This is a genomic window from Bacillus cereus group sp. BfR-BA-01381, from assembly GCF_022663555.1.
Lineage (GTDB): Bacteria > Bacillota > Bacilli > Bacillales > Bacillaceae_G > Bacillus_A > Bacillus_A pacificus.
Window position 1 is genome coordinate 16,005 of the sequence record NZ_JAKUFR010000018.1, and the last position, 12,435, is coordinate 28,439.

Consider the following 12,435-nt stretch of genomic DNA (forward strand, 5'->3'; position numbering starts at 1 on the left):
GGAATAAATATTTTTTAACAGAATACTTAATGTTTGATTACATTTAATTGGAGTGGATAATATGTCTTTTCACATTCGTGAAGCTACGATAGACGATATAGATGCACTTTGTTCTTTAACGAAAGAATTAAAAGGTTCCTCTATTTCGTATGAAGATATGAACAACCGATTGCAATTCGTACAAATGAGTCCTTTTGATTTTTTATATGTTTATGAGGAAGAAAAAACTATATTTGGATTACTTGGGTTTCGTATACGTGAAAATTTAGAAGATGTAACTCGGTATGGAGAAATTTCAATTATTAGCGTTGATTCTACAATACGACGGAAAGGCATTGGGCAAGCATTAATGGATTATGCAGAGCAATTAGCAAAGAAGCATAATTGCATTGGCACATGGCTAGTTAGTGGAACAAAAAGAGTAGAAGCTCATCCTTTTTACAAAAAATTAGGATATGAAGTGAATGGATATCGATTTGTAAAACATTTTTAAACTACTTGTTAATAGAAAGGACTATAACTATGACAAACATTCAAGCAATTTTCATTGATCGTGACGGTACAATTGGCGGCGACACTACAATACATTACCCAGGATCATTTACATTATTTCCTTTTACAAAAGCATCACTGAAAAAATTAAAAGCTAATCATATAAAAATTTTCTCTTTTACAAATCAACCAGGTATCGCGGATGGGATAGCGACCATAGCCGATTTCTCACAAGAATTAAAAGGCTTCGGTTTTGATGATATTTACGTATGTCCTCATAAACACGGTGATGGTTGCGAATGTCGTAAACCAAATACAGGCATGCTACTACAAGCAGCCGAAAAACACGGGCTTGATTTAACACAATGTGCTGTAATTGGTGATCGCTGGACTGATATCGTTGCAGGAGCAAAAGTGAATGCGACAACGATTTTAGTACGAACAGGCGCTGGATACGACGCTTTACATACGTACCGAGACAAGTGGGCACATATTGAACCAAACTACATTGCAGAAAACTTTGAAGATGCGACAAATTGGATTTTAAGTCAACTATAATGCAAATTAAAAGAGACGCCTTCAAAATGAAAGCGCCTCTTTTAATCTAATATTATTTAAAACGTTAATTCATAATGGAAATAACGATTATCTCTCAAATATCCATTTTCAGCGTATAATCGCTGTGCTGATAAATTATCAATCTCTGTTTGTAATTTTACACCTTTTGCACCATTTTCTAAGGCGAATCCTTTCGCAGCTTCTAATAATTTTTTCCCTGTTCCTGCCCCGCGCTTAGCAGCTTGCACAAATAAATCATTTAAAATCCATAATTCTTTCATCGAAATAGAAGAAAATGATGGATATAATTGTGTAAATCCAATATATTCACCATCTTCAACTGCTACGAAGATAACAGATTCTTTTCTCTCCATTCGATTTCGTAAAAATACTTTTGCTCCTTCTAGATCGGAATCTTGTCTATAAAACATACGATAGTTATTAAAAACTGATGCTAGTCCATCTAAATCTGCAATTGTTGCCTCATATATTCTCATTTTACTCCATTCCCCTTCCAATACTGTTTCATTATATCCGTTGCCCATTTAGGCTGTACAATTTCTTCTTTCGGCATAAACTCTTTCATTATTGGCTTTATATCCAATACAGGGGTGCCATCAATAGCATCTAGCCCCTCAACAATAATTGATTTACCTTCTCTTTGGATTACCTTTACAATGGTTGCTCCTATACGATTCGGACGATTTTTTCCACGCTGTGCAAAAATACCTACTTTAGGATAATCATAATTATTTCTAGGATATCTAGCAAAATATTGAATTTGTTCATCAGTTACTTTATGAAAATAAAAAACAACTTCAATATGAGAAAAATCTTCAATCCCTTGAATACTTTCTTCTGTATACATTTCAGTTAAAGTAATATAGGATTTTACTTCTCCCCACTCATCATCTTTTATTTCCTTTCTTTCATTATGTACAAATGCGATTGGTTGAACTGAAAACATACGCATTCCCCCTTAAATGTAACCACTTACATTATAGAATATTTTCTGAATGTTTTCCACACACGCGAACTAGGTTACATAATATAATTATACTCTATTTTGTAAAGTGAAATTAACTGCCTCAACTGCATGTATATGAGTTGTATCGAATATCGGAATGGATACGTCTTCCTGCTTAACTAATAAACCTATTTCTGTACAACCTAATATGATTCCTTGTGCCCCTTCTTGTACTAACTCTTCTATAACTCTCTTATAATACTCTCTAGATTGTGATACTATTTTTCCTAAACACAATTCCGTATATATTACTTCATTTATCTTATCCCTATCCGTTTTCGATGGAACTGTTACTTTTATATGATTCTCTTCAATACGTGACTTATAGAAATCTTGCTCCATTGTATATTTTGTTCCAAGTAAACCAACAGTTTGAATACCTTTTCTTTTCATTTCTTTCGCAGTTGCATCTGCAATATGTAAGACTGGAATATGAATATTCTCCTTTATTTTCTCAACTACTTTATGCATTGTATTTGTACAAATAATTATAAAATCTGCCCCTGCACTCTGTAACGAATATGCTGCATTCCCTAATACCTCTCCTGCTCCATTTCAATCTCCGTTAGACTGGAATCGTTCAATCTCTTCAAAGTCCACACTATTGATTATACATTTTGCTGAATGTAACCCTCCTAATCTCTTTTTTATTTCTTCATTTATGATTCGATAATATTCAGTAGTTGATTCCCAACTCATACCACCAATTAATCCTATTGTTTTCATAAAACCACACCTGCCTCACACTATTTTTACAACCTGATTCAAACATTTTATTGTGTATATTATACACAATAAAACAAGACTTTACGTTCAAAATATAAAGTCTTGTTTTAACTATTTCCAAGGAAATTTTATAAGAATATTCTGAAATTAATTTTCTAATGTTTTTATAGAATCTTCATATCGATAATGAAAACATTCTCGATACAACTGTTTAATTTCATCATAGGATGGTACTCGTGGATTATTTTCTGGGCTACCACTTTCAATTGCATCTGATGCCATTTTAGAAATAGCTGTTTCAAATTCCGCCTCACCAATTCCGTATTCTTTTAAATTTGGAATACGAAGATCAAAGCAAAGTTTTTTTATTTCCCCGAGCGTGTAATCGGCTACTTCTTCATCACAATAGGAATACATATCTTTATTTAAACAGCGTCCAATTTCTGCTAGTCTTTTTACTGCACTCACTTTTGTATAATCTAAAACTGTAGGTAATAGTATTGCATTTGATATACCATGTGGTACATGAAATAACGCTCCTACTGGTCTTGACATTCCATGAACTAATGTAACAGATGCGTTTGAAAATGCAATTCCAGCTTGTAAGGAAGCAATCATCATCGCTTCTCTTGCCTCCATATTCTCTCCATCTTCATATGCAATACGTAAATATTTCATAATACTTTCAATAGCGGAAAGAGCGAGTACATCTGTAAGTGATTGTGAAACTTTAGAAATATATGCTTCGACTGCATGACATAATGCATCTATCCCTGTTGCTGCTGTAATATGAGGTGGTACGGAACGTGTTAAAATCGGATCAATAATCGCTACTTGCGGGGTAAAACTCGGATGCTTCATCATCATTTTTACATCTGTTCGTTTATTCGTAATTACTGCTACACTTGTTACTTCTGACCCAGTACCCGAAGTTGTTGGAATTGCAATGAGCGGTAGCGGATCATTGTCTATTTCCATATCCTTTTGGACATAATCTTCTACTTCTCCGCCATTTGTATATAACACCGCAACTGCTTTTGCTGCATCAATACAACTTCCACCACCAAGACCGATAATAAAATCACACTTTTCTTCTTTACAAATAGTTAACGCCTCTAACACGTGTATATTTGTAGGCTCAGCATTTACTTTATTATATGTAATAACGGTAATACCTTTTGTATTTAATTGTTGTATACAATTCTCAACATATCCTAAATTCTCCATAATTGTATCAGTTACTATAAAAGCTCTTTTTCCAAACTTTTTGGATTGTTCCCCCAGTTTCTCAAGCGAATTTCTTCCATATAATACAGACTTCGGCATACGAAATTCAGCAACTTCTTGCAAGTACTCCACCTCTTCTTTCCCTAATTAATATTTTCGTCTATAAAATATCTATTTAATAAATTCCTGTTAAAGTATAGAACGCGATAACTAAAAATACAGCAAGCGTTTTCAAAACTGTAATAGCAAATATATCTTTATAAGATTGTTTATGTGTTAACCCAGTTACTGTAAGAATAGTAATAATAGCTCCGTTATGTGGTAATGTATCCATTCCTCCTGATGCCATTGATACGATACGATGCATTACTTCTAACGGAATATCAAATTGATTAGCTGCTGCAATAAACTTATCTCCCATTGCACTTAAAACGATTCCCATTCCTCCTGATGCAGAACCTGTAATGCCTGCTAAAATATTCGTCGTGACTGCTCCATTCACTAGCGGATTTGTAAACGTGGCAGAAATGCCATCTCTCATAATCGCAAAACCTGGCAATGCTGCGATAACACCACCGAATCCAAACTCAGCTCCTGTATTCATTGTTGCAAGTAGCGCTCCACCAATACTTGTATTCAATCCAGCTTGGAATCCTGTTACTACTCGTTTCCAATATAATAATAACGTTGTTACTATACCTATGATAAGTGCTAATTCTACTGACCAGATTCCAACTACTGCACTTAATTCTACTTTTCCAAATGCTTTCATACCAATTGCAGAAAAATCAAAACCATTCGGATACCACTTCGGTATCATAATAGTAAAAACTTTATTCATTACACCTACTAAAATAAGTGGTATAAAAGCAATTACTTGCTGCGCTCTTGTAATTTCAATATTTTTAACCAGCTGCATATCTTTTTGTTCTGCTTGTAAAGAAGCTGCCATTTCCGTATTCCCATCGTTAAAACCAAAATATCCTTCTCCAGCTGCTTTTGCCTTCTTACGTCTACTCTCTAAATATAGTAAACCTAACGTAAGTACAAAAATTGCCCCTACAATACCAAGTATCGGCGCAGCATAAATGTCTGTTTTAAAAAACGTTGTAGGTATTACGTTTTGAATTTGTGGTGATCCAGGTAGCGCATCCATCGTAAACGTGACCGCTCCAAGAACGATTGTTCCAGGAATTAAACGTTTTGGAATATTCGCTTGTCGAAACAACTTAGCTGCGAACGGATATACAGCAAACACTACTACATACACACTAACACCACTATACGTTAAAATAGCACCCATTAATACAATCGCTAATATTGTACGCTTTTCACCAACTAACTCTATAATTGTCTTTGCAATTGAGTCCGCAATCCCTGACATTTCTACTACTTTCCCAAATATTGCCCCGAGTAAAAATACAGGAAAATATAGTTTAATAAAACCTACCATTTTCTCCATAAAAATATTCGAAAAGAAAGGTAATACAAAACTAGGCTCTGTCAAAAATACCGCAAATAATGCAAATATCGGTGCAAATAAAATAACAGAAAATCCTTTATACGCTACAAACATAAGTAAACTAAGTGCTAATAATATAATAACTAGCTCCAATTATACCCCTCCTTTAAACTGAAAATTCAAACTTTTATTGATAAATTTCTATTAATCCTTTGATTCTGACATCACTCCTCTTATTCATACAAATTTTTCATGCTAAAAATGTCTAATTATACATATTCGATTACATATAAAAAATCCCTTTAAACAAAAACGATTTCATCATCATACGTTATAAAGGGATTATTAGTCTCTATATTTACTTCTTTATCAAACTATTTTCTAAACAAAAATGATGTAATTCTTTTACATCATTTACTATATGAGTCGCACCAACTTCAGTCAATTCCATTTCACTACCATAGCCATATAAAACACCAATTGAAGCAATCTCATTATAATTCGCACCGATTATATCATGCTTTCTATCTCCAATCATGACAATTCCTTCTTTATTAAGTTCTTCATTTGTTTGTAAAATATGAGCAATGATCTCTTCTTTCTTTATTCTTGTACCATCTAAATTACTTCCAACGATATCTTCAAAATAATCCGTTAGTTGAAAATGATCTAGTACTTGTTTTGCAAATACAGTAGGTTTTGAAGTAGCTATAAACAAACGATTGCCTGTATCTTTTAATTGTTTTAAAAGACTTGGAATACCCTCGTAAACATTATTCTCCAGCAATCCTCGCTGCTTTACATACTCTCTGAAATAAAAAACAGCCCGTTCAACTTCTCCTTCATTCATATTATATCTCTCTACGAATGATTGCTGTATGGGTGGACCAATAAATGAATCTAACTCGCTTATATGTAATTCTTCAATGCCAACCTTTTTTAATGCATACAATACTGAATTTACAATACCTTCTTTCGGATCCGTCAATGTTCCATCTAAATCAAATAGAAATGTTGTGTACATGTTTCAATCCCCCACTCGTTTTACTTTATAAGTAACCTATAACAGATTCCCCCTCTTTCCCTTCTATTATAATACTATCACTATCTTTTTTTCTGAAAAATTACTTTTCCTATGTCACATACTTTCAGTTACAAAATGTAATAGATATGATAAAGTAAAAAAGTTACAATTATTTTAATAGAAACTGGTGAAACAAATGGCAATTACATTAATTTTTATAATGACTTTCACGATTGTAATCCACGCAGTTGAAACAAGCTCTTATAGTATTCGATTAGCAGGCGTTCGTTTAAAGAAGATTGCTGTTGCATTATCTGTCGTAGGAATCGTATTACTCATTTCAAGAACGTCAAACTTACTACAAGCCTTTTTACTGGGCGGGATTGTCGATGAAGCAAAACTAGATTCTTCTATTGATTTAGAGAATATTATGCGACTCGTTCTATTATCGGCCTCTGTTGGTACGTTGCTTGCGATTATACTATATCCAACTTTGACAAAACTATTTGGATACGTCATTCAAAACTTTGAAACAGACGGTTCTTTCATTCGAATGATGAAAACAAATAACATTCAAAAATTAAAGTACACAAAAAAATATGTACGTTTTCCAAAGTTCGAAATGATTCATAGGCTACGTATCGGTGGTATTCCAAAACGTATTATGCTTATTAACATGTTTGCTACTGCTATTTATACAGCGGGGGTTCTTTCCGCATTATATGCTTCTTTTTTAATTCCAGCTTTCGCAACAAAAGCCACTACAGCTTCTGGTCTTATTAATGGTTTTGCTACTATTTTATTAACAGTACTATTAGATCCACGTATTGCTCTTTTAACAGAGCGCGCTCTTCAATCAGAAGAAGGTGCTGAAGCAATGAGTAAAATGTATGCTTGGCTAATGATTTCTAGACTTTTTGGTACATTACTAGCTCAACTATTATTCATACCAGGTGCTTACTGGATTACATGGATTATAAAGCTTATGAATTAATGCACTCTCTAAAAAAGAAGGTGAGATAACAAATGAAAATACAAACAGAGCAAGATATAGTCCGCTTAATAGAAAACGACGAATGGATGATAAACGTATTACAATTAGTAAAATCACTAGAACTACCTGATTGGTGGATTTGCGCCGGCTTTGTTCGTTCTAAAATTTGGGATACTTTACATAACTACGAAATAAGAACAACTACACCAGACGTTGATGTCATTTATTTTGATCCTTTTCGTAAAGATGAGATATACGAACAATTATTAGAAAAGAAACTGATAAATTTGGATGCCTCTATCCCTTGGTCTGTAAAAAATCAAGCTCGTATGCATGTAGTGAATAATATGCCACCGTACTCTTCTTCTGTTAATGCTATTTCTAAATTTCCTGAAACAGCAACGGCTTTAGGAGTTACACTTGATGAAAGAAACAACGTCATATTAACAGCACCATGTGGTATTGAAGATGTTCTTTCCTTACAAGTGAGACCAACAGCTCATTTTCTTGAATCAAAAGAACGATTACATATGTACAAAAACAGAGTTATAAAAAAGAATTGGCAAAGTAAGTGGCCTAACGTCACAATTACATATCCAGAAATTTAGAAAGGATGCTTCTCATTTATAGAAGCACCCTTTTCTTCATTTCAAAAAATGTATGACTGTTTCTGCAAACCTATCTGCTTCCTCATAATGAGGTGAATGACCACTTTCTTCAAATGCAATATACTTGCCGTTTCGAGCATCTTTATTAAATGTTTTAATTTGTTTTTCACACGTTACCACATCATGTTTTCCTACTATTAATAACATTGGACTTTGTACATCTTTTATTTTTCGTAATAATGAAGTATGAAATGCTCCTTCTAATTTTAATCTATCAAAATGAATTTTGGAGCGATTTGAAAATACTTCCCACTCTTCATCACTATACAAACTCTCGTCTGTCACATCTTCCTTATTATTGTAAATCTCCATTCTATTTTCTTCTAGTTCGTCACTTAGTCTTATATAAGCATCTAACAACTCTTCTGAACTAGCATTGCTAGATGAATAAGCAAGAGACTCTTCTGCTACTTCTTCTTTTTCATACTTTTTCAATAAATGCCCTGTCTTTTGTAACAAGGCCTTACTTGTTAACGCGAAATCGAAAGTTGGTCCTTCAAATATTATTTTCTCTATTGAACTTGGATATATCGATGCATATAACAATGCTACATATCCACCGAAAGAATGTCCAATTACAGACTACTTCTCAATTTGCAATACTTTTTTTAGTTCCTCACAGTCTTCAATTAAATCATGTAATCCAAAAGCTTCGTCCTCATTAATTTCTTCTGAGCGACAAACACCCCTTTGATCTATCATAATTACATATAAAGAATTTTTTAAACGTTCCGCTTGATGAAATGAAAAATCATAACAACTTTCTCCTGATCCACCATGCAAGTATAGAACTGGTTTATTTTTAGGATCTCCATGCATTTCAACGTATAGCTTTTTCCCTCTAATATGCATGTATTTCCCTGCTTCTATCAAATTCGCCTTTATGATCATCACCTTCTTTTTTTACTGAATATTATAACATTTATTGTTAAATAATCCCTATTACATTTAAAAAGACGATGATGATTGCGAGTGGTGCTACAAATCGAAGTAAAAACGCCCAACAAGTAAATACTTTCTTTCCATAATTACCACCTACAAAAAACTCTGCTTCTAGCACCTTCTTCTCCATTTTGAATGAAACGAAAATACTAATAAATAGTGCTCCAAGCGGCATTAATATATTACTAGATAAGAAGTCTACCGCATCAAAAATATTCTTTCCGAAAATCGTAATATCACTCCATAAGCCAAATGATAACGCAGATGGTATACCTACTAAGAAAATGCAGAAGCCGATCATCCATGATAATTTTGTTCTTCTTTCTCGTTCCCCATTTGCTAATGCTGAAACAACTGTCTCTAGTAAAGAAAATGCCGATGTTAATGTCGCAAATGTAAATAGTGCAAGGAATACTGTTAAGAAAAACCCACCGAACGGAATTTGACTAAATACAGATGGTAATACGATAAATAGTAATCCAGGCCCTTCTGTTGGTTCCATTCCTAATGAAAATACAGCTGGAAAAATAGCAAGACCCGCAAATAATGAAACAAATAAATTCAACCCAACGATTGTTATTGCTGATTTTGGTAAACTTTCTTTTTTATTCAAATAGGAACTATATGTGACCATTATCGAAATCCCGATACTAATCGCAAAGAATGATTGACCCATTGCGAACAAAATACTTTCTGAAGTAATCTTTGAAAAATCTGGTTGTAAGAAAAACTTCACACCTTTCATTGCATTATCAAGTGTTAATGAACGAATAATAAGAGCGACAAATAAAACGAACAACGCTGGCAACATATATTTACTTGCTTTTTCAATTCCGTTTTGTACACCTTTTGATACGACCCAAATCGTAATGAACATAAAAGCGAAATGTCCCATAATTGCCCAAGCCGGATTTCCAATTGTTTCAGTAAATAATGCACCGTAATTTTGTCCTGGAGTAATAAGTTGTCCCGTTACTCCTCTGAATAAATAAATTAAAACCCATCCACCTACAACACTATAAAACGAAAGTAATATAAAACACGTTCCAACACCAAGGCGTCCAATCCAGTGCCATCCTGTATTTGGTGCAATACTTTTAAATGCGCCAACTGCTTGTTTCTGCGTACTGCGTCCAATCATAAATTCAGCTATAAGTAGCGGTAACCCAATTAATACAGTGAATAATATAAAGATTAAAAAGAATGCTCCTCCCCCGCTTTTCCCAGCGATATAAGGAAACTTCCATATTGCGCCAAGTCCAATTGCCGATCCTGCTGCTGCCATTATAAACCCTAATTTAGAAGTCCATTGCTCCGTCTGTTTCATCTTATTTTCCTCCTAATTAAATTTATTTATATAAATAATAAAATTATATAGACCAATTCAAATAAACCCTCCATTTCTATTTCTATAAAATAAAAAAATGGCTCAACGTCTCTATATAAAGAGACGCTAAGCCATTTGCTTAACGCGGTACCACCCTTATTGATTCCATTATGAATCCACCTTAGTAGTAATCGTTCGATTACAAACCTAATATCGAAGGTTAACCGTTAAGATTTACTAAGAATGTGATTCCGTTCCACCTTACTGCTCCTAGGCGAGTTCAGGATGTCATTTGACTATGTCACACCAACCCATAGCTCTCTGTACAAATATACGACCTTACTACTCCTATTCAACACATTTTAATATTTAGAATATATTTTCTTTTGAAATTAATATGAAGTATATCTGTTATATTTGTAACTGTCAAGGGTTATATTAAAATTTGATGAGAAACCTTTTTATTATCCTTCGTCAGACAGAGCATCATCGTAATCCTGTAATTCTTCCATACTTTCTTTTAACCGGTCAATATTATTTATAAATTCGCCGTAAGAAATTTCTTGGTAATCGAAAATTCCCTCACCGTATTCATCGCTATCAAACATTTTCACTTCCGCACCTAACTTCAACAAGTTATCAACTAATTCCTTTAAATTTTCCATATCATCAATATCATTTGCATCTGTTTCGGCAAAAAAATCTTTGTTTTCAATTTTATTTTTTATCTCTGTAATTCCTAAACCAGTGTACTTTCTTAATGGTACTACACATTTACTAAATAAACCATTAGAGCTTATTTTAATTGCCATTTTACTCATCTATTATTCTCCTTTCCATTAAAATTCTTCTAAATAGTTTGGATTAACAGGTTTACCAGGTGCATTTTTACTATACCTTCCGCCATGCCACCAATTTTCAAATAATTCCCATCAGCTACTTGATCAGGCTTATGAAGAGCTGCTTGTGTCTCCACCCATTTAATTGAGGAACTTCTGATTTTTCTCTAAATGTATAACGTATTGGTTTTCCGGCTACAACATTCTTAGAAACAATAAAACCTCCAAAGTCAGAATTATTAACTTTCATATTCACAATCCTCAATAATAGTTAATAAATCATTTCTCCAAGAATACTCTTTGGCATAATCCACACATGATTTTCCAAATTCATCTTTCAAATTATACTTTGAGCCACTACTAATAAGTAGTTTATACATCTCTTTATTATCTTCTGTAGACAATTTATTTATCGTAATAGCATACTTCAAGGGGATAGCATTATATTTATCTAAAGCATTGATATTAATCTCATTATCAATAAGTAACCTTGTTATCTCTAATTCATATTCTATTGTTGGACGTAAAACACAAAAATAAAACATATGCAATGCATTCCTTTTATTTTTAGCTGTAGTGTAATTAATATCAATACCCTCTTCTAGCAAGAATTTTATAATCTTAAGTTTTTCACTAGAATTTTTATCATTAATCATTGCCATACACAATAAATTGATATCTAAATCACTATCAATTTGATTAATATCACCATCATAAAATTGTTTGAAATCTTCAAAGGTTCCTTCTCTAACCGCATCAAAAACATTTAATATTTTCATTCCATCATCTTCCTAACTACTCATATTTATGACTCCTATTTGCAAAAGGCGTTTCTAATCTGAAATTATCTGGATTAAACTGAAATTCCTTTAATTCTTCAAGGCTAATCTCACCATGTTTATACTTCTCGAACATTTTCTTATAAGACTTTCCTTCTATATGACCAAAATCCACTTTATCTTTTCGTGGTCGTCCAGGTTTCCAGTCAATTGTCTCACTAGTGTTAGTGATCTCGTAAAATCCCATCTGGGTCTATCTGTTTATTGAAAACATCTTTTTCAAATCCAAGTTTCTTTTCCCCAGATAATTGTGGTCTACCCCTAGGTTTTCCGTTTTTAATATATAGACCATTTTCTAAAGGTCCTGAAA

General features: G+C 33.2%; 13 protein-coding genes, 3 pseudogenes and 1 other annotated feature. Of the genes and pseudogenes, 4 read left to right on the forward strand and 12 right to left on the reverse strand.

The features are described 5' to 3' along the window. Positions 1 to 61: 61 nt before the first annotated feature. Positions 62 to 493: a GNAT family N-acetyltransferase gene (locus tag MR079_RS08830; protein WP_242293889.1), complete on the forward strand. Its 432-nt coding sequence runs from the start codon at positions 62 to 64 to the stop codon at positions 491 to 493. A 29-nt stretch (positions 494 to 522) separates the two neighbouring features. After that, positions 523 to 1,050: an HAD-IIIA family hydrolase gene (locus tag MR079_RS08835; RefSeq protein ID WP_097852379.1), complete on the forward strand. Its 528-nt coding sequence runs from the start codon at positions 523 to 525 to the stop codon at positions 1,048 to 1,050. A gap of 56 nt (positions 1,051 to 1,106) precedes the next feature. Here the strand turns inward: MR079_RS08835 and MR079_RS08840 are convergent, their stop codons facing one another. From MR079_RS08840 to MR079_RS08865, 6 genes and pseudogenes are all read right to left on the reverse strand, one after another. Next, the gene (locus tag MR079_RS08840) at positions 1,107 to 1,547 is read right to left on the reverse strand and encodes a GNAT family N-acetyltransferase (RefSeq protein ID WP_001223874.1); all 441 of its coding nucleotides are present in this window, start codon (positions 1,545 to 1,547) and stop codon (positions 1,107 to 1,109) included. Then, the gene (locus tag MR079_RS08845) at positions 1,544 to 2,017 is read right to left on the reverse strand and encodes an SAM-dependent methyltransferase (protein WP_001980273.1); all 474 of its coding nucleotides are present in this window, start codon (positions 2,015 to 2,017) and stop codon (positions 1,544 to 1,546) included. Before MR079_RS08845 ends, MR079_RS08840 begins: the two co-directional genes overlap by 4 nt. An 87-nt stretch (positions 2,018 to 2,104) precedes the next feature. Further along, positions 2,105 to 2,803 (reverse strand): annotated as a pseudogene (locus MR079_RS08850) (aspartate/glutamate racemase family protein). 147 nt (positions 2,804 to 2,950) lie between these two features. Next, positions 2,951 to 4,153 carry an alcohol dehydrogenase EutG gene (gene eutG / locus MR079_RS08855; protein WP_139868116.1) on the reverse strand — a complete coding sequence of 401 codons (1,203 nt, stop codon included), beginning with the start codon at positions 4,151 to 4,153 and terminating at the stop codon, positions 2,951 to 2,953. Between the two features lie 52 nt (positions 4,154 to 4,205). After that, the gene (locus tag MR079_RS08860) at positions 4,206 to 5,645 is read right to left on the reverse strand and encodes a GntP family permease (protein WP_070805909.1); all 1,440 of its coding nucleotides are present in this window, start codon (positions 5,643 to 5,645) and stop codon (positions 4,206 to 4,208) included. Between the two features lie 205 nt (positions 5,646 to 5,850). Beyond that, positions 5,851 to 6,516 (reverse strand): HAD family hydrolase, encoded by a 666-nt coding sequence (locus MR079_RS08865; protein ID WP_242293890.1) that lies wholly within the window; start codon positions 6,514 to 6,516, stop codon positions 5,851 to 5,853. Between the two features lie 196 nt (positions 6,517 to 6,712). Between MR079_RS08865 and MR079_RS08870 the strand changes: the two genes are divergently transcribed. Together MR079_RS08870 and MR079_RS08875 are read left to right on the forward strand one after the other, a co-directional pair. Beyond that, entirely contained in the window at positions 6,713 to 7,510 is a 798-nt protein-coding gene (locus MR079_RS08870; protein WP_139867356.1) for a lipid II flippase Amj family protein, read from the forward strand. A gap of 32 nt (positions 7,511 to 7,542) precedes the next feature. Beyond that, on the forward strand, positions 7,543 to 8,118 hold the full coding sequence (locus tag MR079_RS08875) for a nucleotidyltransferase family protein (protein WP_139867358.1): 576 nt from the start codon (positions 7,543 to 7,545) through the stop codon (positions 8,116 to 8,118). Positions 8,119 to 8,154: 36 nt separating this feature from the next. On the opposite strand, the pseudogene MR079_RS08880 reads toward MR079_RS08875, so the two are convergent. The 6 genes and pseudogenes from MR079_RS08880 to MR079_RS08905 all read right to left on the reverse strand — a co-directional run bounded on the left by MR079_RS08880 (position 8,155) and on the right by MR079_RS08905 (position 12,312). Continuing rightward, positions 8,155 to 9,030, reverse strand: a pseudogene (locus MR079_RS08880) (alpha/beta fold hydrolase). Between the two features lie 76 nt (positions 9,031 to 9,106). Then, entirely contained in the window at positions 9,107 to 10,447 is a 1,341-nt protein-coding gene (locus MR079_RS08885; protein ID WP_242293891.1) for a sodium-dependent transporter, read from the reverse strand. A gap of 116 nt (positions 10,448 to 10,563) precedes the next feature. Further along, positions 10,564 to 10,812, reverse strand: a binding site (T-box leader). A gap of 99 nt (positions 10,813 to 10,911) precedes the next feature. Then, positions 10,912 to 11,268, reverse strand: coding sequence for a hypothetical protein (locus tag MR079_RS08890; protein ID WP_242293892.1), 357 nt, complete (start codon positions 11,266 to 11,268; stop codon positions 10,912 to 10,914). A gap of 151 nt (positions 11,269 to 11,419) precedes the next feature. After that, a pseudogene (locus MR079_RS08895) lies at positions 11,420 to 11,536 on the reverse strand (DUF2185 domain-containing protein); the annotation flags it as partial. Further along, positions 11,526 to 12,065 (reverse strand): ankyrin repeat domain-containing protein, encoded by a 540-nt coding sequence (locus MR079_RS08900; RefSeq protein WP_242293893.1) that lies wholly within the window; start codon positions 12,063 to 12,065, stop codon positions 11,526 to 11,528. The pseudogene MR079_RS08895 and the gene MR079_RS08900, both read right to left, overlap by 11 nt. 16 nt (positions 12,066 to 12,081) lie before the next feature. Beyond that, the gene (locus tag MR079_RS08905) at positions 12,082 to 12,312 is read right to left on the reverse strand and encodes a GH-E family nuclease (RefSeq protein WP_242293894.1); all 231 of its coding nucleotides are present in this window, start codon (positions 12,310 to 12,312) and stop codon (positions 12,082 to 12,084) included. Between the last annotated feature and the right edge of the window lie 123 nt (positions 12,313 to 12,435).

Excerpts from the sequence above, each read along its gene's own strand:
- MR079_RS08830 (WP_242293889.1), top strand. The coding sequence starts at position 62 with ATGTCTTTTCACATTCGTGAAGCTACGATAGACGATATAGATGCACTT.
- MR079_RS08840 (WP_001223874.1), bottom strand. The coding sequence starts at position 1,547 with ATGAGAATATATGAGGCAACAATTGCAGATTTAGATGGACTAGCATCA.
- MR079_RS08845 (WP_001980273.1), bottom strand. The coding sequence starts at position 2,017 with ATGTTTTCAGTTCAACCAATCGCATTTGTACATAATGAAAGAAAGGAA.
- MR079_RS08905 (WP_242293894.1), bottom strand. The coding sequence starts at position 12,312 with ATGGGATTTTACGAGATCACTAACACTAGTGAGACAATTGACTGGAAA.
- MR079_RS08885 (WP_242293891.1), bottom strand. The coding sequence starts at position 10,447 with ATGAAACAGACGGAGCAATGGACTTCTAAATTAGGGTTTATAATGGCA.
- MR079_RS08835 (WP_097852379.1), top strand. The coding sequence starts at position 523 with ATGACAAACATTCAAGCAATTTTCATTGATCGTGACGGTACAATTGGC.
- MR079_RS08870 (WP_139867356.1), top strand. The coding sequence starts at position 6,713 with ATGGCAATTACATTAATTTTTATAATGACTTTCACGATTGTAATCCAC.
- MR079_RS08900 (WP_242293893.1), bottom strand. The coding sequence starts at position 12,065 with ATGAAAATATTAAATGTTTTTGATGCGGTTAGAGAAGGAACCTTTGAA.
- MR079_RS08875 (WP_139867358.1), top strand. The coding sequence starts at position 7,543 with ATGAAAATACAAACAGAGCAAGATATAGTCCGCTTAATAGAAAACGAC.
- MR079_RS08865 (WP_242293890.1), bottom strand. The coding sequence starts at position 6,516 with ATGTACACAACATTTCTATTTGATTTAGATGGAACATTGACGGATCCG.
- MR079_RS08890 (WP_242293892.1), bottom strand. The coding sequence starts at position 11,268 with ATGAGTAAAATGGCAATTAAAATAAGCTCTAATGGTTTATTTAGTAAA.